This window comes from Muricoccus pecuniae (assembly GCF_014199205.1).
Classification (GTDB): Bacteria; Pseudomonadota; Alphaproteobacteria; order Acetobacterales; family Acetobacteraceae; genus Roseomonas; species Roseomonas pecuniae.
This window is the reverse complement of sequence record NZ_JACIJD010000022.1, coordinates 1-17,284: the sequence shown is the minus strand read 5'-3', so window position 1 is coordinate 17,284 and position 17,284 is coordinate 1. Positions and strand designations below refer to the sequence as shown.

Sequence of the window (17,284 nt, the reverse complement as noted above, 5' to 3'; positions counted from 1 at the left end):
GATCAGCCGCGCGGCTGGAACTCGCCCCCGCGCATCTGCCGCGCCAGGGCGTCGAGCACGCCATTGGCGAAGCGGGGCTCCTCGCCGTCGAAGAAGCCGTGGGCGATGTCCATGTACTCGTTGATGACCACCTTGGCCGGGGTATCGGCCGCGTCCCAGAACTCGGCGGCGGCGGCGCGCAGGAGGGCGCGCAGCACGGGGTCCAGCCGGTCCAGCGTCCAGGTGCCGGAGAGGTGGCCGGAGATGGCGGCGTCGATCGTCTCGGAGTTGGTCGCCGCGCCGCGCACGATCTTGCTGAAGAGCGGCACGTCGGCCTGCGGCACGCGCCCGTCCTCGAAGCCGGCATCGCTGCCCAGCGTCCCGATGCGGTGGCGCACGAACTGGTCGATCACCGTCTCCGCGCTCTCCCCGCCCGCCTCGGACTGGAAGAGGGCCTGCACGGCGGCCACCCGCGCGCCCGTACGGGGGCGGCCGGCATTGGGGCGGGGGTTGCGCTTCGGGCCCTGGCTCATGCGACGGTCTCCGCGAGGCGTCGGGCGAGGGCGATCTGCCCGATCATGGCGTTGGCCGCCTCCACCCCCTTGTTGTGCCGGTCCGCCGATGAGCGGGCGATGGCCTGCTGGATCGTGTGGACGGTGAGCAGCCCGAAGCCGATGGGCGCCGCCGTCTCCACGGAGATGTCCATCACCCCCCGGCAGGCCTCCCGGCAGATATGGTCGTAATGGTCCGTCTCGCCCTTCACCACGCAGCCGAAGAGGAGATAGCCGTCGTAGCGCCCGCTGCGGACGGCCATGCGAAGGGCGGCGGGCAGCTCGAAGGCGCCGGCGACCTCCACCACCTCGGCCTCCGCGCCGATCCCGGCCAGCACGGCGAGGGCGCCGTCCACCATGCCGCCGACCACGTCGGCGTAGTAGGGCGCCTGGATGACGAGGACACGCGGGGCCGGGCCTTCCAGCTCGGGGGGTGCGCGGAGGGGGGCGTCGGCGGTGCTCAAGAGGCGGCTCCGATCGGGCGGATGTCGGTGATGGTCAGGCCGTAGCCTTCGAGGCCGACCACGGGGCGGGGGTGGTTGGAGAGGAGGATCATCTCCCGCACGCCGAGATCCGCGAGGATCTGGGCGCCGATGCCGTAGTCCCGCAGCTCCGGGGCGCGCTTCTCGCGGCCGGCGCGCACCCGCTCGGACAGCGCGTCCGGCTTCACGTCGCGGATGAGGACGACGACGCCGCGGCCCTCGCGCCCGATATGCTCCATCGCCTGGTGCAGGTCCTGCGGCCCGTTGCGGCCGGTGATGTCGGCCAGGAGGTTCACGGCGTGCACGCGCACGGGGACCGGCCCGGGGCGGGAGAGGTCGCCGCGGACCAGGGCGACGTGCTCCCCGTATTCGAGCGTGTTGGCATAGATCACGACCCGCCAGGGGCCGCCCGGCGCGTCCTCCATCATTCCCTCCTCCACGCGCCGCACCAGCCGCTCGGTCCGGCGGCGATGGGCGATGAGGTCGGCGATGGTGCCGAGCTTGAGGTTGTGGTGCTGGGCGAAGGCGACGAGGTCGGGCATCCGCGCCATGCTCCCGTCCTCATTCATGATCTCGCAGATCACGCCGGAGGGGTTGAGGCCGGCCAGCCGGGCGAAGTCCACCGCAGCCTCGGTATGCCCGGCGCGCACCAGCGTGCCGCCCTCCCGCGCCACCAGTGGGAAGACATGGCCGGGGGTGACGATGTGCTCGCGCCCCAGCTCGGGATTGATGGCGACCGCCACGGTGCGGGCGCGGTCGGCGGCGGAGATGCCCGTCGTCACCCCGTCCCGCGCCTCGATGGAGACGGTGAAGGCGGTCTGGTGGCGGGTGCCGTTGCTCTGCGCCATCAGCGGCAGGCCGAGCTGCTCCACCCGGTGCCGCGTCATCGCCAGGCAGATCAGGCCGCGGGCGTGGCGGGCCATGAAGTTCACGGCATCGGGGGTGGCGAACTGGGCGGGGATGACGAGGTCGCCCTCGTTCTCCCGGTCCTCGTCGTCCACCAGGATGAACATGCGGCCGCGCCGCGCCTCTTCCAGCAGCTCCTCGGTGGGGCTGATGAAGTCGGCGAAGCTCGTCACCTGCGGCTGGGCGCTCATGCGCTGAACTCCCTCAGGCGGGCGACGTAGCGCGCCAGCATGTCGATCTCGATGTTCACCCGCGCGCCCGGGGCCAGCGCCCCGAGCGCCGTCACCTCCGTGGTGTGGGGGATGAGGTTCACCCCGAAGGTATCCCCCTCCACCGCGTTCCCCCCAACCTGGTTCACGGTGAGGGACACGCCGTCGATCGTGATGCTCCCCTTCTCCGCCACGAAGCGGGCGAGGCCCGGCGGGAGGCGGAAGGTGAAGCGGTTCGAGCCGTTCTCGGGCGTGACGGAGACCACCTCCGCCACCCCGTCCACATGGCCGGAGACGACGTGGCCGCCCATCTCGTCCCCCATGCGGAGGGAGCGCTCCAGGTTGATGCGCGCGCCTTCCACCCAGGTGCCCAGGGTGGTGCGGGAGAGGCTCTCGGCCGAGATCTCCACCTCGAACGCGTCCCCGTCCAGCGAGACGACGGTGAGGCAGCAGCCGGAGCAGCAGATGGAGGCGCCGATCGCCACGCCGCCGAGCCAGCCCGGCGGGGTGGCGATGCTCACGCGCATGTCCCGCCCCGACCCGATCGGGGTCAGGCGGCGGATCGTGCCGATGGCGGTGACGATTCCGGTGAACACGGGGGCTGTTCCCATCAGAGGGTGGGCGGATGGCGGGTGCGGAGAGGGGATTGGCGCGCGGGACGCCCCGTGACAAGGGGGCGGCCGCGCGGGTCAGCCCGGCGGGGCCGGGGCTGGAAGGAAGTCGCCCTCCACCAGCCAGCAATCCCCCGCCGGCCGCTGCCCGGTGACGCGGAGCCGCGGCATCCCGGCGAGCCCGTCCACGCCGAGGGAGGCGAGGCCCGAAAGCCCGTCCCCGCCCATCAGCGCGGGGGCGGTGAAGAGGGCGAGCCGGTCCACCAGCCCGGCGCGGAGAAGGGAGGCGGCGAGCATCGCCCCGCCCTCCACCATCAGCCGGGTGATCCCCCTGGTGGCGAGGGCGCGCAGCAGCGCCTCCGGCTCCAGCCCCCCGTCGGGCGCGGGAGGGACATCGAGGAACTCGGCGCCCCGCGCCTCCAGCGCCGCCAGGGCAGCGGGGTCATGGCCCGGCGCGGTGGCGATCCAGGCCGGGGCCGCGGCGGAGAAGAGCCGGGCGCCCAGGGGGGTGCGGAGCCGGGCGTCCGCGATCACGCGCACGGTCGGCACGGGGGCGTAGCCGGGCAGGCGGCAGGTCAGCTCGGGGTCGTCGGCGAGGAGGGTGCCGCTGCCGGCCATCACCGCGTCGTGGCAGCCACGGAGGGCGTGGGCGAGCCGCCGCGCCTCCGGCCCGGTGATCCACTGGCTCTCCCCCGTCCGGGTCGCGATGCGGCCGTCGAGGGTGGTGGCGAGCTTCAGCGTCACCATCGGCAGCCCGCGCGCCAGCCGCTTCACGAAGCCGGCACTGACCGCCCGCGCCTCCGTTTCCAGCAGACCCGTCTCGACCTCGATGCCGGCGTCCCGGAGGCGCTGGAGCCCTACCCCGTCCACCCGGGGGTCGGGGTCGCGCAGGGCGACCACAACCCGCGAGACGCCGGCCGCGATCAGCGCGTCCGTGCAGGGCGGGGTGCGTCCCCAGTGGCAGCAGGGCTCGAGGGTGACATAGGCCGTGGCGCCGCGGGCCGCCTCCCCCGCCGCGCGCAGGGCCTCGGTCTCGGCATGGGGGCGGCCACCCGGGCGGGTATGGCCGCGCCCGACCACCCGCCCGTCCCGCACGATGACGCAGCCGACGGAGGGGTTGGGCCAGGTGTTCCCCAGCCCCCGCGCCGCGAGGGCGAGGGCCGCCCGCATATGCTCTAGATCCGACACGGCGGGCGGTTTGCGCGCGGCCTCCCCGCTTGTCCAGGGCACGCGGGATCAGCTGTTGTCGAGCGATCCGAGGAAGGCGTTGAAGTCCTCGGCGTCGCGGAAGTTCTGGTAGACGCTGGCGAAGCGCACATAGGCCACGGGGTCGAGCTCCCGCAGCACCTCCATCACGCGCTGGCCGATGGCCTTGGAGGTCAGCTCCTCCGCGCCCTCCGACTCCAGGCGGCGCTGGATGCCGGTGACGATGCGCTCCACCTTCTCCTCGTCCACCGGCCGCTTGCGCAGCGCGACGCGGATGGAGCGGGCGAGCTTCTCACGGTCGAAGGCGACGCGGCGGCCGTCGCTCTTCACCACGGTCAGCTCGCGCAGCTGCGCCCGCTCGAAGGTGGTGAAGCGGGCACCGCAGGCGTTGCAGGAACGGCGGCGACGGATCGCCGAGCCGTCCTCCGCCGGACGGCTGTCCTTCACCTGCGTGTCCTCGGACTGGCAGAAGGGGCAGCGCATCCGGCGGGCTTAGACTAGCCCCGGTAGATGGGGAAGCGGGCGCAGAGGGCGTGAACCGCATCCCCCGCCGCCTTTTCAGCCGCCCCGTTGCCCTCGGGCGAGTTGGAGCGGGAGAGGCCGTCCAGCACCTGCCCGATCAGGCGGCCCACCTCGCGGAACTCCGCCTCCCCGAATCCGCGGGAGGTGGCGGCCGGCGAGCCCAGCCGCACGCCGGAGGTGACGAAGGGCTTCTCGGGGTCGAAGGGGATGGCGTTCTTGTTCACCGTGAGGTGCGCGCGGCCCAGCGCGGCCTCGGCGGCCTTACCCGTCAGGTTCTTCGGGCGGAGGTCCACCAGCACGAGGTGATTGTCCGTGCCGCCGGTGACGAGGCCGAAGCCCCCCTCCCGCAGCTCGTCGGCGAGCGCTCGCGCATTGTCCACCACGGCGCGGGCGTAGGAGCGGAACTCCGGCCGCAGCGCCTCGCCGAAGGCCACCGCCTTGGCGGCGATGACATGCATCAGCGGCCCGCCCTGGGTGCCGGGGAAGACGGCCGAGTTGAGCTTCTTCGCCAGCGCCTCGTCATTCGTGAGGATCATGCCGCCGCGCGGCCCGCGCAGCGTCTTGTGGGTGGTGGTGGTCACCACATGGGCGTGGGGGAAGGGCGAGGAGTGCGCGCCGCCGGCGACCAGCCCCGCGAAATGGGCGATGTCCACCATGAAGAGGGCGCCCACCTCGTCCGCGATCTCGCGGAAGCGGGGGAAGTCCCACTCGCGGGCATAGGCCGAGCCGCCAGCCAGGATCAGCTTCGGGCGGGACTCGCGGGCGATGCGCGCGACCTCGTCCATGTCGATCCGCTGGTCCTCCTGCCGCACGGTATAGGGCGCGACCTTGAACCACTTGCCCGAGAGGTTGACGGGCGAGCCGTGGGAGAGGTGCCCGCCGGCCGCGAGATCGAGGCCCATGAAGGTGTCGCCGGGCTGGAGCAGGGCGAAGAAGACGGCCGCATTGGCCTGGGCGCCCGAATGGGGCTGGACGTTGGCGTAGCCGCAGCCGAACAGCTTCTTCGCGCGCTCGATCGCCAGCGTCTCGGCGACGTCCACCACCTCGCAGCCGCCGTAGTAGCGCTTGCCCGGCAGGCCCTCGGCGTACTTGTTCGTCAGCACCGAGCCCTGCGCCTCCAGCACGGCGCGGGAGACGATGTTCTCGGAGGCGATCAGCTCGATCCCGTCCTGCTGGCGCACCAGCTCGCGGGAGAGGACGTCCGCGATCTCGGGATCGACCTCGGCGAGGGGTGCGTTGAAGAAGCGGTCGGTGCTGGCGGCGGGGAGGAGATCGTTCATGGGGTACGGGTCCAGTCCGGCGAGAGCTTCAGGACCCGGCGGTCATGGCGGCCGCCGGCATAGGGGGTGGCGAGGAAGGCCTGCAGGGCCTCGAGCGCCGGTTCCGGGCCGGTCATGCGGGCCCCGAAGGCGATCACATTGGCATCGTTGTGCTCGCGCGAAAGGCGTGCGCCCGTGACGTCGTGCACCAGGGCGCAGCGGATGCCGGGCAGCCGGTTGGCCGCGATGGAGATGCCGATGCCCGTGCCGCAGACGAGGACGCCGAAGCGCGCCCGGCCGGCATGGACGGCCTCGGCCACGGCCTGGCCGAAATCGGGGTAGTCCACGCTCTCCGTCCCATGGGTGCCCATGTCGAGGACGGAATGGCCGGCCGCCTCCAGCGCCTGGCGGAGGGTGGCCTTGAGCGCGAGGCCGGCGTGGTCCGCGCCGACGGCGATCGTGAGGGGGGAGGACATGCGGCCCTGTACCACGGGTCGCGCCGGGGGTGGAACGGCGGGGCTAGTCCCTGCGGGCAGATCCGCCATGCGCCGCTCCGAGGTCCCCCGCCACGGAGGCGCCGTGCGTTTCCAGGAAAGCCGGCACGCGGCGGAGCGCGTCGGCCCTGGCCGAGGGGTCGGTGCCCATCCTGGCCGTGCCATCCCCCCGCGCTGTCATATCAAGTCCTGACAGCACTCTCTGGCCACCGCCGGGCTGGTCGAAGCCGTGGGGCGCCCCGGGATACTCCACCACCTCCACCGGCGCCGGGCGGGCCCGCTCCGCCGCGAGGCGGCAGGGAGCCGGCGGGGTCCAGTCATCGGCGCCGCCGAGCAGCATCAGCACAGGCGCGGCCGGGCGCCAGGGCGGAGGCGGCTGCCCCGGCCTGGAGCAGCCGGGATAGAGGGCCACCGCGCCGCGGAGCAGGCCGTGCGGCACGGGCTCGCCGATTGCGGCCAGCGCCGTGCTGCCCCCGTGCGACCACCCCAGCAGGAAGGACCCGCCCGGCAGGGCCCAGGTCTGGGAAGCGGCCCAGACCGCCGCCGCATGGGCATCGGCCCGGCGGGTGGTCTCGGGCATGATCCCGCGCTCCCCGCCCGAGCAGACCTGCGCGACGCCCCGGCTGCCGAAGCTGTCGGGGAAGAGGACGGGATGCCCGCGCGCCGCCAGCCGGGCCGCCCAGTCCGTCTCCCTCGCGGACAGGGACGGCGCCCCGCCCGGCCCGCCGATCCCACCGCAGCCGTGCAGCGCGATGACGGGAACCCCCGGCGTGCCGGCGGCGGGCCGGACCAGCAGCCCGCGCAGGGAGACGCCGCCCGGACCGGGAATGACCACCGGTTCCGCCCCGAGGGCGGGCGCCGAGGCCAGGAGAGCGAGGGAGAGGAGCCGCTTCATCCCGGAGCAGCGCCGCGGCGCCCGGCCGGTTGCCCTTCCCGGCCCGCCATTCGGCGCCTCCGATCCGGGCGCCGCCGGCGCCCTCGTTCCCCACGCCGTTGCCCGCTTGGCTCCGCGCGCCATCGGCCGCTTGGCTCCGCGCGCCGTTGGCGCGACAAGACCCCATGCGCCACCACGCCCCCTTCCCCATCGGACGCCCCCGCCGCAACCGCCTGGACGACGCCACGCGCCGCCTCGTGGCGGAGAACCGCCTCTCCGTGGACGACCTCATCTGGCCGGTCTTCGTCACCGAGGGGCAGAGCCGGCGGGAGGCGGTGGCGTCCATGCCCGGGGTGGACCGCGTGTCCCTCGACCTCCTCTCCGACCATGTCGGAACCGCGGTGGAGCTGGGCATCCCCGCCGTCGCCCTCTTCCCCGTGACCCCGGCGAGCAGGAAGGACGCCGAGGGGAGCGAGGCGAAGAACCCGGAGAACCTGATGTGCCGCGCCGCGCGGCAACTCGCGCGGGACTTCCCCGGCCTCGCCCTGGTCGGGGACGTCGCGCTCGACCCCTACACCGACCACGGCCATGACGGCGTGATCCGCGACGGCTACGTCCACAACGACGAGTCCGTCGAGGTGCTATCCGCCCAGGCGGTGGTCCAGGCCGAGGCCGGGATCGGCATCATCGCCCCCTCCGACATGATGGACGGGCGCGTGGGCGCGATCCGCCGCGCGCTCGACGGGCGCGGGCTGATCGACACGCGGATCATGGCTTATTCGGCGAAATACGCCTCGGCCTTCTACGGCCCGTTCCGCGACGCGCTGGGCTCGGGCGGCGCGCTGAAGGGCGACAAGAAGACCTACCAGATGAACCCCGCCAATTCCGAGGAGGCGCTGCGCGAGGTGGCCGCCGACCTGGCTGAGGGCGCGGACATGGTGATGGTCAAGCCGGGCATGCCGTATCTCGACATCATCCGGCGCGTGAAGGACGAGTTCTCCGTGCCGACCTTCGCCTACCAGGTCAGCGGCGAGTACGCGATGATCATGGCCGCCGCCGGCCATGGCTGGATCGACCGCGAGCGGGCGATGATGGAGAGCCTCATGGCCTTCCGCCGCGCCGGCGCGGACGGCGTGCTCACCTATTTCGCGATCGAGGCCGCGAAGCGCCTGCGCGCCGGCTGAACCGGCGCGCAGGACGGCTCGTCAGGCGCCCTGGCGCCGGACCGGGCGGCGGCCCTGCGGCTGCGGCGCGGGGACCGGGGCGTCGAAGGCGCTGCGCAACTCGGCGCCCACGAACTCCTGCGCCTGCCGCGCCTTGGTCAGCACGGCGTCGGCGCCGAAGAACTCGTGCGTCACGCCGGGATAGACCATGTGCTTCACGGGCACGTTGGCGGCGCGCAGCTTGTCGGCGAGCAGCGTGCCGTCGGACTGCAGCGGGTCGATCTCCGCATTCACCAGCGTCACCGGCGGCAGCCCGGCGAGGTTCGCCTTGCCGATCAGGTCGAGCCGAGGGTCCTGCAGGTCCTGCGGGCCGCGGGTGTAGTTCCGCACGAACCACTCGATCATCGCGCGGTTCAGCGGCTTCGCCGCCGCGAACTGCTCGTAGGAGGGCGTGTTCAGGTTCACGCCGCCGACGGGATAGATGGCGGCGACGGCGCGCGGCGCCGGGAGGCGGGTGTCCCGCGCGTAGATCGCGGCGTTGAGGGCGAGGTTGCCGCCCGCGCTCTCGCCGGCGATGGCGATCCTGTTCGGGTCCGCGCCGATCGTCGCCGCGTTCCGCACGGCCCAGACATAGGCGACATTCGCGTCGTCATGCGCGGTGGGGAAGCGGAACTCGGGGCCCTGGCGGTAGTGCACGGAGAGGACGAGTGCCTCGCTCAGCCGGCAGAGGGCGCGGGCGGAGGAGTCGTAGGTGTCGATGTTCGCGATCACCCAACCACCCCCGTGGAAGTAGACGATCAGCGGCAGCGGCCGGTTGTGCGTGACGATCGGGCGGTACAGCCGCGCCAGCAGCGGCGTCGGCGAGGTGGTGAGGGTCATGTCCTCCTGGCTGCCGATCACGCGCCCGGGATTCGTGTTCGCCAGCTCGACCGCGCGCGCCTTGACGGCATCGGCGTAGGAGGGCTGGCGCCGCGCCTCGGCCGCGCTCAGGGACTCGATCGGCCTCGGGTTCATCCCCGCCAGCGTCCGCAGCAGCGCGAGCTGCTCCGGGTCCGCGCGGCCGGACGGATCGGCCGGCATGCCCGTGGTCCCCGGCCCCGTGCCCGCGCAGGCCGAGGTGAGGGCCGCGAGGCCGAACGGAAGCATCAGCGTCCCGCGGCGGGAAAGTGTCGTCATATGTCGCGTCTCCAGCACTGCCTCTTCGGCATCGGGGGCTGGAACGTGATCAATCCGTTCGGGTTGCGGCACCACTTCCCGAGAGGAAATCGACAATCAGATCGGTCTGCACGGGATCGACGAGCCCGGGCGCGTGGCCGCAACCCGGGATGGTGGCGAGGGTGACGCCGGGGCGCTCGGCCATGCGCGCCGCCGTTCCCTCCTCCAGCAGGTCGCTCTCGGCGCCGCGCAGCACGAGCACGGGCGGCGAGACCGCCTCCCAGACCGGCCAGAGATCGACATCCGCGATCTCCCCGCCCAGCATCGGGCCGGCGATGGCGGGATCGTAGTGCAGCACGAGGCGCCCACCCGGCGCGCGGCGCGCGCTCGTCTCCGCCATCTGGCGCCAGGTCTCGTCGGAAAGCTGGCCGAAGCCGGCATGGACGAGGCGCAGATGCGTCTCCACCTCGTCCAGATCGGTGAAATCGGGACGCAGCGAGAGATAGGCCGCGATCCGCCGCAGCGCCGCCGCGGGCAGGAAGGGGCCGACATCGTTCAGCACCATTCGCCGCGGCGCGAACTCCGGCATCCCGGCCACCGCCATGCCGATCAGCCCGCCCATGGAGGTGCCGACCCAGTCATAGGGCCGGGGCAGCGCCTCCAGGAACTGCCGGAAGGCGAGGGCATAGACGGGAACGGCGTAGAGCGTGCCGTCCGGCAGCCAGTCGCTGTTGCCGCGCCCGAAGACGTCGGGGCAGATCACGCGCCGCCCGAGCGAGGCGAGGCGCTTCGCCAGGGCGTCGAAGTCGCGGCCCGTGCGCGTGAGGCCGTGGACGCAGACCACCGGCATGCCGTCCGGCGGCCCCCATTCCACCCAGCGCAGCACCGCCGTCGCCGGGCCGAGGGCGCAGCGGAAGGCGCCGGGAATGGGCCCCTCAGGCGACGCCATCGGCCCGCAGCTTCGCCATCTCCTCCGCGCTCAGGCCGAGGCGCGCCAGAACCTCCTCCGTGTGCTGGCCGAGCACGGGCGCCGCGCTGCGATAGGAGGGCGGCGTCGCCGAGAGCCGCACGGGGTTGGCGATGACCTGCACGGTCTCGCCGCTCGCGTGATCCATCTCCACAATCACCTCGCGCGCCTTCACATGCGGGTCCTCGAACACGTCGCGCAGCGTGTTGATCGGGCCGCAGCCGATCTTCGCCGCTTCCAGCGCCTCCACCCACTCCTTCGTGCTGCGCGTGCGCATGACGGGGGTGAGGGTGTCGGTGACGAGCTGGCGGTTCTCCACGCGCTTCGCATTCGTCGCGAAGCGCTCATCCGCCAGCAGGGCCTCCTGGCCCGTGAGCTTGCAGAAGCGCTCGAAGGTCGGGTCGTTGCCGACGGAGAGGACGATGTAGCCGTCCTGACTCGGGAAGACCTGGTAGGGGACGATGTTCGGGTGCTGGTTGCCCAGGCGCGGCGGGTTCTCGCCAGTGGCGAGATAGTTCATGCCCTGGTTCGCCAGCCAGGCGACATGGGTGTCGAGCATGCCGATATCGATCCGCTGCCCCTGCCCCGTGGCGTTGCGGTGGTTCACCGCCGCGAGCACGCCGATGCAGCCGTAGAGCCCGGCGAAGAGATCGGCGACGGGGATGCCGACCTTCTGCGGCTCGCCCTCGATCTCGCCCGTGAGCGACATGACGCCGCCCATGGCCTGGATCAGCGCGTCATAGCCCGGGCGCGGCGCGTAGGGGCCGGTCTGGCCGAAGCCGGTGATGGAGCAGTAGATCAGCCGGGGATACCGGTCCTTCAGGTCCTCCCAGCCCAGCCCGTACTTCGCCAGCGCGCCGACCTTGAAGTTCTCGACGAGGATGTCGCACTCGGCGAGCAGCCGGTGGATGATCTCCTGCCCCTCGGGCCTCGCGATGTCGAGCGTGACCGACTTCTTGTTGCGGTTCACGCCGACGAAATAGGCGCTCTCCGTCGTGCGCGGCACATAGGGCGGGGCGAAGCCGCGGGTGTCGTCGCCGGCCCCCGGGCGCTCGATCTTGATGATCTCGGCGCCGAGATCGCCGAGCATCTGCGTGCAGGTCGGCCCGGCGAGGACGCGGGTGAGGTCGAGCACCTTCAGCCCGGCGAGCGCGCCGGGCGCGATGGTATTAGACGCGCCGGAAGGCGCGGTCGATCCGGACATGCTCACGATGCTTTCTGCGCGCTGCGCGCCTTCTTCGGCGGTGCGAGCAGCGCGTCCACCGCGCCGGAGCGCACCACCGTGCCCCCGCGCGCGAAGGCCTCGTGGTTCCGCTCGATCTCTTCACGGTCGTAGAGGTAGTTCACCATCAGCCCGTATGATTCCTGGATTCCTCGCGGCGCGGTGTTGCCGAGCCAGTTGATTCGTTCAAGCCGCGCGCCGTTCCCGAGATGGAAGCGCGCCACGGGGTCCATCCGGTCCCCGGGGCTGGTGAGGTACTCGGCACAGAGGCGCAGCAGCGGCGCGCGGAGCGCCTCGGCGCGCGCCGGGTCCTTCCACCATTCCGCCTCGGCCAGCGCGGGAGCGAGATCCACCTCGCTGTTCCCGTCAGCGAGGCGCTTCTCCAGCCACCGGCGGAAGCCGGGGATGGGGGAGAGGGTGGAGAAGCGGGTGAGCTGCGGAAGCTCCGCCTTCAGGTCCTCCACCACCTGCTTGATAAGGAAGTTGCCGAAGGAGATGCCGCGCAGCCCCTCCTGGCAGTTGGAGATGGAGTAGAAGATCGCGGTGTCGGCCACCGCCGCCCGCGCCTCGGCCCCGGCCTCGTGCTCGGTGTCGAGAAGCGGCTGGACCGAGTCCGCGAGGCCCTCGACGAGCGCGACCTCGACGAAGATCAGCGGCTCGTCCGGCAGGGCGGGATGGAAGAAGCCGTAGCAGCGGCGGTCGGCGGCGAGGCGCCGGCGAAGGTCGTGCCAGCCGGCGATCTCGTGCACGGCCTCGTAGCGGATAATCTTCTCCAGCACGGCCGCCGGCGTCTGCCAGTCGATGCGGCGGAGCTGGAGGAAGCCGCGGTTGAACCAGGAGACGAAGAGGTGGTGCAGGTCCGATTCCAGCGGCTTCAGCGCCGGCTCGGCGCGCAGCTCGTGCAGGAGTTGCCGACGCAGCTCCACCAGCGCGGCCGTGCCGCCCGGGGACATGTTCATCCGACGCAGCAGCTCCTGCCGCGGCGGCTCGGAGGCGCGCGCCAGCCGGTCCGCGTTCCGCGGGGTGGGATCGGCCAGATAGGCCTCGGCGGCGGCGCGCAGCGGCTCGGGCTTCGGGTCGAAGCCGGTGGCCATGAAGAGGTGGAAGGCGGCGCGGTCCGCGGGGGCGAGGTCGCGCAGCGCGGCCATCACCTCCCGGGCCACGGCGGCGCCGGAGGCCTCGCCGCGCTCGGTCAGCAGCGCGCTGGCGAGGCTCTTGGCCCGCTCCAGAGGCGGGGTGGAGTCGCTCGGGACCGAGGCGAAGAGGCGGCCGCGGTCCGCGATGGAGGACCAGAGGCGCTCGATCCAGGAGCGGGCTGCGGCGGGGGCGGGCTCGGTATGGGCCTCAGCCTCCGTGGTGTCGCGCTCGAGGGTCGTCGCGGCTTCGGACATCGGGTCCTCCGTTGGGCGCTGCCGGGCGCCGGGTGGGGTCCGGCGCCATGCGCGCCGGGTTTGGCTCTCCCGCGCCGAACGGCGCCGGGACTGCGAGATTGACCGCCGCCGGGCCCGCCCGCAAGGCACGGTTGCGCCAGTGCCCGGCCGGGCGGCTTGCGGTGCCTCCCGGCTGGGAGCACCCTCCCCGCCCCTGCCGGGACAGAAGGAGGAAACAACGTGCTCGACCGCCCGCACCCCACGCCCGAGGCCCCGACGATGGACCCCTTCGTCCTCGCCAAGGCGCTGTCAGGCCAGCACTTCATCGGCGGCCGCTACGTGCCCGCGCGCTCGGGCAAGACCTTCCCCGTGGTGAATCCCGCGACCGGCGACGAGGTGGCCCGCGCGGCCGAGGGCGACGCGGCCGATGTGGAGGCCGCGGTGGAGGACGCCGCGCGCGCCCAGAAGGAATGGGCCAAGACCCCGGCCCGCAAGCGTGGCGCGCTGGTCGCGCAATGCGCCGCCATCCTGCGCGCCCATGTCGAGGAGCTCGGCCGGCTGATCGCGCTGGAGACGGGCAAGGCGCTGCGGACCGAGAGCCGGGTCGAGGCGAACACCGTCGCCGACATCCTGGAATTCTTCGGCGGCCTCGGCGGCGAGCTGAAGGGCGAGACGGTGCCCTTCGCGCCCGAGGTTCTCTCGGTGACGGTGCGCGAGCCGCTGGGCGTGGTCGGCGCGATCATCCCGTGGAACGTGCCGATGCTGCTGATGGCGCTGAAGGTCGCGCCCGCGCTGGTGGCCGGCAATTCCGTGGTGGTGAAGAGCGCCGAGGAGGCGCCGCTCGCGGTGCTGCGCATCTGCGAGCTGATGAACCGCGTGCTGCCGGCAGGCGTGTTCAACATGGTCTCAGGCTTCGGCCCGGAATGCGGGGCGCCGCTGGTGGCACATCCGAAGGTGCGGAAGGTCACCTTCACCGGCTCGGTCGAGACGGGGAAGATCGTGTACCGCACGGCGGCGGAGAAGCTCATCCCCGTCACGCTGGAGCTCGGCGGCAAGTCGCCGATGATCGTCTTCGCCGATTGCGACTTCGAGAAGACGCTGGCCGGCGCGCTCACCTCCATGCGCTTCACGCGCCAGGGGCAGAGCTGCACGGCCGCCAGCCGCATCTATGTCGAGCGCCCGATTTTCCAACGCTTCGTTGATGCCATGGCCGAGCGCGTGGACAAGATGGTGATGGGCGACCCGCTGGACGAGAAGACCGACATCGGCACCATCATCTCCGAGGGCCAGTTCGAGAAGGTCAGCGGCTTCATCGAGGAGGGCCGCGCGACCGCGGGCGCGAACGGCCGCGCCTGCTCCGCCATGCCCACCGATCCCGCGCTCCGGAAGGGCCTTTTCATCCAGCCGCACATCTTCACGGGCCTGGACAAGGAGAGCCGCCTGGTGCGCGAGGAGATCTTCGGCCCCGTCACCTGCATCTTCCCCTTCGACGACGCGGAGAGCGTGCTGGAGGAGGCGAATGACAGCGAGTACGGCCTGGCGGCGAGCCTCTGGACGAACAACCTGAAGGTCGCGCTCAACCTCGCGCACAAGCTGGAGGCCGGGCTGGTGCAGGTGAACCAGAACCTCGTCGTCCAGGCCAACCTCTCCTATGGCGGGGTGAAGTCCTCCGGCCTGGGCAAGGAGGCCTCGCTGGAGGCGATGCTGGAGCATTTCACCCACAAGAAGACAATCATGGTGAACATGGGCTGATGAAGTATAGTGTGCAGGGTTGGGGGAATTTGGAGAGCACAGAAAGCCAGCTTCTCCTTGGTTTTTCTTCGACTTAGGGGATGTTAAAGCAAGGGGGCGCAAGAGAACAAGCTTGTGTCCCCTCCCCCTTGCTGAATACTGTGCATAAATCTTGCAAATGCGCCTACGCTGGCGTCATTTCTGCTCCAGCAAACCTTGCAATACTTGCAACATAACAATAATGCGCGCCGTCACCTTGGCGTGCTATCATGACGTTGACAGCCCCTCACACATTCTCGACAGCTGCGCCGTTCCCAGGGGCCGTATATCGCGTGCCTACGTCCCCACGCATTGCGTCGCGCAGGCAAGGGCACCGAGCGACGATGAGATCGCATAGCAAGTGGCCCATCAGTAGATCGGAATCCGAAACATTTATTTTCCTTGCTCCGACGCGTGAATGAGTTAAATCGCGTCTTGGATCAGCTCCCAACATCGGGGGCAGGTTCGATGCTGGAAGGCCGCTGCCGGCGAAACAGCCGCGGTCAGTAACAACACCAACAGCCGAAAAGGCTGATTCGGTCACTGCTCCCAGAACCATGTCGTGCAGACATGTGTCGATAAGAGGCAGGGTCGGCGCGGTGACGTTGGGGTCTTGCGACCCCGAGCTGGCGTAGAGAGGCACAACGCCCGGCGGCAACTACATTTGCCGTCGATTCCAGCGACCACCGACCATACCCCTTGGGGCGTGGCGGGGTCGCTGTGGCCTGATGTACCCCGTCATCCCACGCGTCCTCCGTCCATGCTCCGCGACAGGAGCGAGCAATGGCAAGCGGAACGAAGCCGAACAAGCGCAGCACGGAACCTCAGGAGGACCGCAGGAAACGGCCGGCCAGTGCGTCGGCACCAAATCTCGACGGCGCCACAGAGGTCGCGGGCATCGAAAGCGGCGCAGTCGGTTTAGGGCCGCATCCTAGCGAGAAAACAGACCTCAGGCAGGACGACCTGCACGCGGACGAGCCGTCTACCGCCGCGCCGGCTGTTGAGCTGGGCGACCTGATCGGTGCGCCTCCATCTGCCCGTAGCGCGGAAGTTGCCCCGGTTACCTTCCCACTCAGGCTGACTTACGACGGACCAACACCGGCCGCGTCACCCGCCGAACCGGCGTCGGCGGACAGCACGCCGGCCGCCAAGATCGAGGAAGTTAGCGCCGCCGGAGACGGTGTTGGCCAGACGCGCGAGGCTTTGCCGACCGCGCTAAGCGGGGAGAACCAAGCACAGCAGCCTTCGGCTTCGACCAACTCAGCCGATCTGGATCGCCAGCACGGCGTTGCAGACGCAGCTCGAGCCACCGTGGAGCAGAAGGTTGTCCCGGTTAACATTGCGCGCCGGACGGAGGGCACGGCAGGGACCGGAGGCGGGGCGGAATCCCGCCTGACCGACCTGCTCGCCCCCGAGGCGAGCACCGGTGGCCACTCCAGCGATAAGATCGGCCCCGACAGCGCCCTCGATGCCAACATCGACCGCGACGAGGACCTCCCGGACCGGGACGAAGAAGAAACTGTAGAACTCCTGGACACTCTGCCGGTGCCGATGCAGGTCACTACTGTCTGTGTGCCCGGAGCACGGGCGGCGGGCGGGCTGTACGAAGAACTCTGGAAAGTCATCGGAGAGTGCCAGCAACTCCACCGTGGACACACCATCCAAAGCTACCGCGCGGAGTGGCAGCAGGTGGCAGTTGCAGCCATCGCGGGCCAGAACAACGGCGACTTCAAAGTTGTCCAACGCATCATCGAGCGGCGCGGCCTCAACCTGAATAAGTCGGCCAACCAAGACTGGCTGTTTCGTGCCTACGCGGCACGCGAGGACTGGGATAACCGACGTCCTGGAGACCGAGCCAAGGCTAGCGTCTGGGCACAAGCCACCAAGAACCTTGTCGAGATCATGCGCATAGAGGCTGCGGAGGCACGGGACGGGCGGCTCTTCACTGCTCGAGGCGCCGATGTGCGCGAGGTCATGCGGCTCATCAAGGAGATCGGCGGGATCAAGAAGCTGAAGGACTGGCAGCCCTTGGATGAGGGCGACACGGAGAAGAAGAAGGGAGGCGGGCGGAAGCTCAAGATTGTGCTCGACCCTGAGGCAGTGGCAAGCGAGCGCGAGCGTCGCGCGAACGCGGGGCTTGGCGCCGAGGACACAGCGACCCTGATCATATCCGGCCCAGACGGCCGCGAGAAGCTCCGCCTGGACGGGGACGCATTGCCGGCGAGCACGCGCAAGGAGCTCGCCAATCGCCAGCCGGGTAACCCCGAAATCGAGGCTTTAGGGACGGCGTTCGCGTTGGGTGCGGCGTGCGTAATACCGGAAGGAAAAGAGGCGCGCCGCCATCGCATCATCCGAGGCGCCTCGATTGTGATCACCACGACGAACATGGCGGCAAGCGTCGTAGTGAAGTTCAGGCCGACGCCGGACATCGCTGAGCTCCTCCTGATCGGTAAGCGGTGGTTTGAGGCCGTATTGTCCTGGAGCGTGCTGACGGCGAGGTAGCGTCACGGATGGTGAGGTGACGCGATGTTGGAGCGTGTGGCT

At 70.9% G+C, this 17,284-nt stretch carries 16 protein-coding genes; 3 read left to right on the top strand and 13 right to left on the bottom strand.

All coding sequences use genetic code 11. From position 1 onward, the window contains the following. Nucleotides 1-2: 2 nt before the first annotated feature. The 9 genes from nusB to FHS87_RS18670 all read right to left on the bottom strand — a co-directional run bounded on the left by nusB (nucleotide 3) and on the right by FHS87_RS18670 (nucleotide 7,114). Nucleotides 3-512 carry a transcription antitermination factor NusB gene (gene nusB / locus FHS87_RS18710; protein ID WP_184520918.1) on the bottom strand — a complete coding sequence of 170 codons (510 nt, stop codon included), beginning with the start codon at nucleotides 510-512 and terminating at the stop codon, nucleotides 3-5. Next, nucleotides 509-994: a 6,7-dimethyl-8-ribityllumazine synthase gene (gene ribH, locus FHS87_RS18705; protein ID WP_184520917.1), complete on the bottom strand. Its 486-nt coding sequence runs from the start codon at nucleotides 992-994 to the stop codon at nucleotides 509-511. The genes nusB and ribH overlap by 4 nt, the downstream gene beginning before the upstream one ends. Next, a complete protein-coding gene (gene ribB / locus FHS87_RS18700; protein WP_184520916.1) occupies nucleotides 991-2,109 on the bottom strand; it encodes a 3,4-dihydroxy-2-butanone-4-phosphate synthase in 1,119 nt (372 codons plus the stop codon). Before ribB ends, ribH begins: the two co-directional genes overlap by 4 nt. Next, complete coding sequence (locus FHS87_RS18695) at nucleotides 2,106-2,723, bottom strand: riboflavin synthase (RefSeq protein WP_184520915.1); 618 nt, start codon at nucleotides 2,721-2,723, stop codon at nucleotides 2,106-2,108. Before FHS87_RS18695 ends, ribB begins: the two co-directional genes overlap by 4 nt. A 93-nt stretch (nucleotides 2,724-2,816) precedes the next feature. Further along, a complete protein-coding gene (ribD, locus tag FHS87_RS18690; protein WP_184520914.1) occupies nucleotides 2,817-3,908 on the bottom strand; it encodes a bifunctional diaminohydroxyphosphoribosylaminopyrimidine deaminase/5-amino-6-(5-phosphoribosylamino)uracil reductase RibD in 1,092 nt (363 codons plus the stop codon). Between the two features lie 66 nt (nucleotides 3,909-3,974). Then, nucleotides 3,975-4,427: a transcriptional regulator NrdR gene (gene nrdR, locus FHS87_RS18685; protein ID WP_184520913.1), complete on the bottom strand. Its 453-nt coding sequence runs from the start codon at nucleotides 4,425-4,427 to the stop codon at nucleotides 3,975-3,977. A 14-nt stretch (nucleotides 4,428-4,441) separates the two neighbouring features. Further along, nucleotides 4,442-5,746 (bottom strand): serine hydroxymethyltransferase, encoded by a 1,305-nt coding sequence (gene glyA / locus FHS87_RS18680; protein ID WP_184520912.1) that lies wholly within the window; start codon nucleotides 5,744-5,746, stop codon nucleotides 4,442-4,444. Then, complete coding sequence (gene rpiB / locus FHS87_RS18675; protein ID WP_184520911.1) at nucleotides 5,743-6,201, bottom strand: ribose 5-phosphate isomerase B; 459 nt, start codon at nucleotides 6,199-6,201, stop codon at nucleotides 5,743-5,745. The genes glyA and rpiB overlap by 4 nt, the downstream gene beginning before the upstream one ends. A gap of 43 nt (nucleotides 6,202-6,244) precedes the next feature. After that, on the bottom strand, nucleotides 6,245-7,114 hold the full coding sequence (locus FHS87_RS18670) for a dienelactone hydrolase family protein (RefSeq protein ID WP_184520910.1): 870 nt from the start codon (nucleotides 7,112-7,114) through the stop codon (nucleotides 6,245-6,247). A gap of 164 nt (nucleotides 7,115-7,278) precedes the next feature. Here FHS87_RS18670 and hemB point away from each other — a divergent pair, with 164 nt between their 5' ends. Then, the gene (hemB, locus tag FHS87_RS18665; RefSeq protein WP_184520909.1) at nucleotides 7,279-8,277 is read left to right on the top strand and encodes a porphobilinogen synthase; all 999 of its coding nucleotides are present in this window, start codon (nucleotides 7,279-7,281) and stop codon (nucleotides 8,275-8,277) included. A 21-nt stretch (nucleotides 8,278-8,298) separates the two neighbouring features. Here hemB and FHS87_RS18660 read toward each other — a convergent pair whose 3' ends face one another. Genes FHS87_RS18660 through FHS87_RS18645 form a run of 4 tightly spaced genes read right to left on the bottom strand, consistent with a single transcriptional unit; the run spans nucleotide 8,299 to nucleotide 12,991 of the window. Next, nucleotides 8,299-9,432, bottom strand: coding sequence for an alpha/beta hydrolase (locus tag FHS87_RS18660; RefSeq protein ID WP_184520908.1), 1,134 nt, complete (start codon nucleotides 9,430-9,432; stop codon nucleotides 8,299-8,301). A gap of 49 nt (nucleotides 9,433-9,481) precedes the next feature. Then, a complete protein-coding gene (locus FHS87_RS18655; RefSeq protein ID WP_184520907.1) occupies nucleotides 9,482-10,360 on the bottom strand; it encodes an alpha/beta fold hydrolase in 879 nt (292 codons plus the stop codon). Continuing rightward, nucleotides 10,347-11,582 (bottom strand): CaiB/BaiF CoA transferase family protein, encoded by a 1,236-nt coding sequence (locus tag FHS87_RS18650; protein ID WP_184520906.1) that lies wholly within the window; start codon nucleotides 11,580-11,582, stop codon nucleotides 10,347-10,349. Before FHS87_RS18650 ends, FHS87_RS18655 begins: the two co-directional genes overlap by 14 nt. Nucleotides 11,583-11,584: 2 nt before the next feature. Continuing rightward, nucleotides 11,585-12,991 carry a malonyl-CoA decarboxylase gene (locus FHS87_RS18645; RefSeq protein ID WP_184520905.1) on the bottom strand — a complete coding sequence of 469 codons (1,407 nt, stop codon included), beginning with the start codon at nucleotides 12,989-12,991 and terminating at the stop codon, nucleotides 11,585-11,587. A 219-nt stretch (nucleotides 12,992-13,210) separates the two neighbouring features. Between FHS87_RS18645 and FHS87_RS18640 the strand changes: the two genes are divergently transcribed. Both FHS87_RS18640 and FHS87_RS18635 read left to right on the top strand, forming a co-directional pair. Continuing rightward, a complete protein-coding gene (locus tag FHS87_RS18640) occupies nucleotides 13,211-14,722 on the top strand; it encodes an aldehyde dehydrogenase family protein (protein ID WP_456306624.1) in 1,512 nt (503 codons plus the stop codon). An 801-nt stretch (nucleotides 14,723-15,523) separates the two neighbouring features. Beyond that, nucleotides 15,524-17,242, top strand: coding sequence for a hypothetical protein (locus tag FHS87_RS18635; RefSeq protein ID WP_184520904.1), 1,719 nt, complete (start codon nucleotides 15,524-15,526; stop codon nucleotides 17,240-17,242). Nucleotides 17,243-17,284: the final 42 nt, after the last annotated feature.

Bases quoted from the DNA above. Each gene is read 5' to 3' on its own strand.
- FHS87_RS18670 (WP_184520910.1), bottom strand. From the start codon at position 7,114: ATGAAGCGGCTCCTCTCCCTCGCTCTCCTGGCCTCGGCGCCCGCCCTC.
- FHS87_RS18635 (WP_184520904.1), top strand. From the start codon at position 15,524: ATGGCAAGCGGAACGAAGCCGAACAAGCGCAGCACGGAACCTCAGGAG.
- FHS87_RS18660 (WP_184520908.1), bottom strand. From the start codon at position 9,432: ATGACGACACTTTCCCGCCGCGGGACGCTGATGCTTCCGTTCGGCCTC.
- nusB (WP_184520918.1), bottom strand. From the start codon at position 512: ATGAGCCAGGGCCCGAAGCGCAACCCCCGCCCCAATGCCGGCCGCCCC.
- rpiB (WP_184520911.1), bottom strand. From the start codon at position 6,201: ATGTCCTCCCCCCTCACGATCGCCGTCGGCGCGGACCACGCCGGCCTC.
- nrdR (WP_184520913.1), bottom strand. From the start codon at position 4,427: ATGCGCTGCCCCTTCTGCCAGTCCGAGGACACGCAGGTGAAGGACAGC.
- glyA (WP_184520912.1), bottom strand. From the start codon at position 5,746: ATGAACGATCTCCTCCCCGCCGCCAGCACCGACCGCTTCTTCAACGCA.
- hemB (WP_184520909.1), top strand. From the start codon at position 7,279: ATGCGCCACCACGCCCCCTTCCCCATCGGACGCCCCCGCCGCAACCGC.
- ribB (WP_184520916.1), bottom strand. From the start codon at position 2,109: ATGAGCGCCCAGCCGCAGGTGACGAGCTTCGCCGACTTCATCAGCCCC.
- ribD (WP_184520914.1), bottom strand. From the start codon at position 3,908: ATGCGGGCGGCCCTCGCCCTCGCGGCGCGGGGGCTGGGGAACACCTGG.
- FHS87_RS18645 (WP_184520905.1), bottom strand. From the start codon at position 12,991: ATGTCCGAAGCCGCGACGACCCTCGAGCGCGACACCACGGAGGCTGAG.
- FHS87_RS18655 (WP_184520907.1), bottom strand. From the start codon at position 10,360: ATGGCGTCGCCTGAGGGGCCCATTCCCGGCGCCTTCCGCTGCGCCCTC.
- FHS87_RS18650 (WP_184520906.1), bottom strand. From the start codon at position 11,582: ATGTCCGGATCGACCGCGCCTTCCGGCGCGTCTAATACCATCGCGCCC.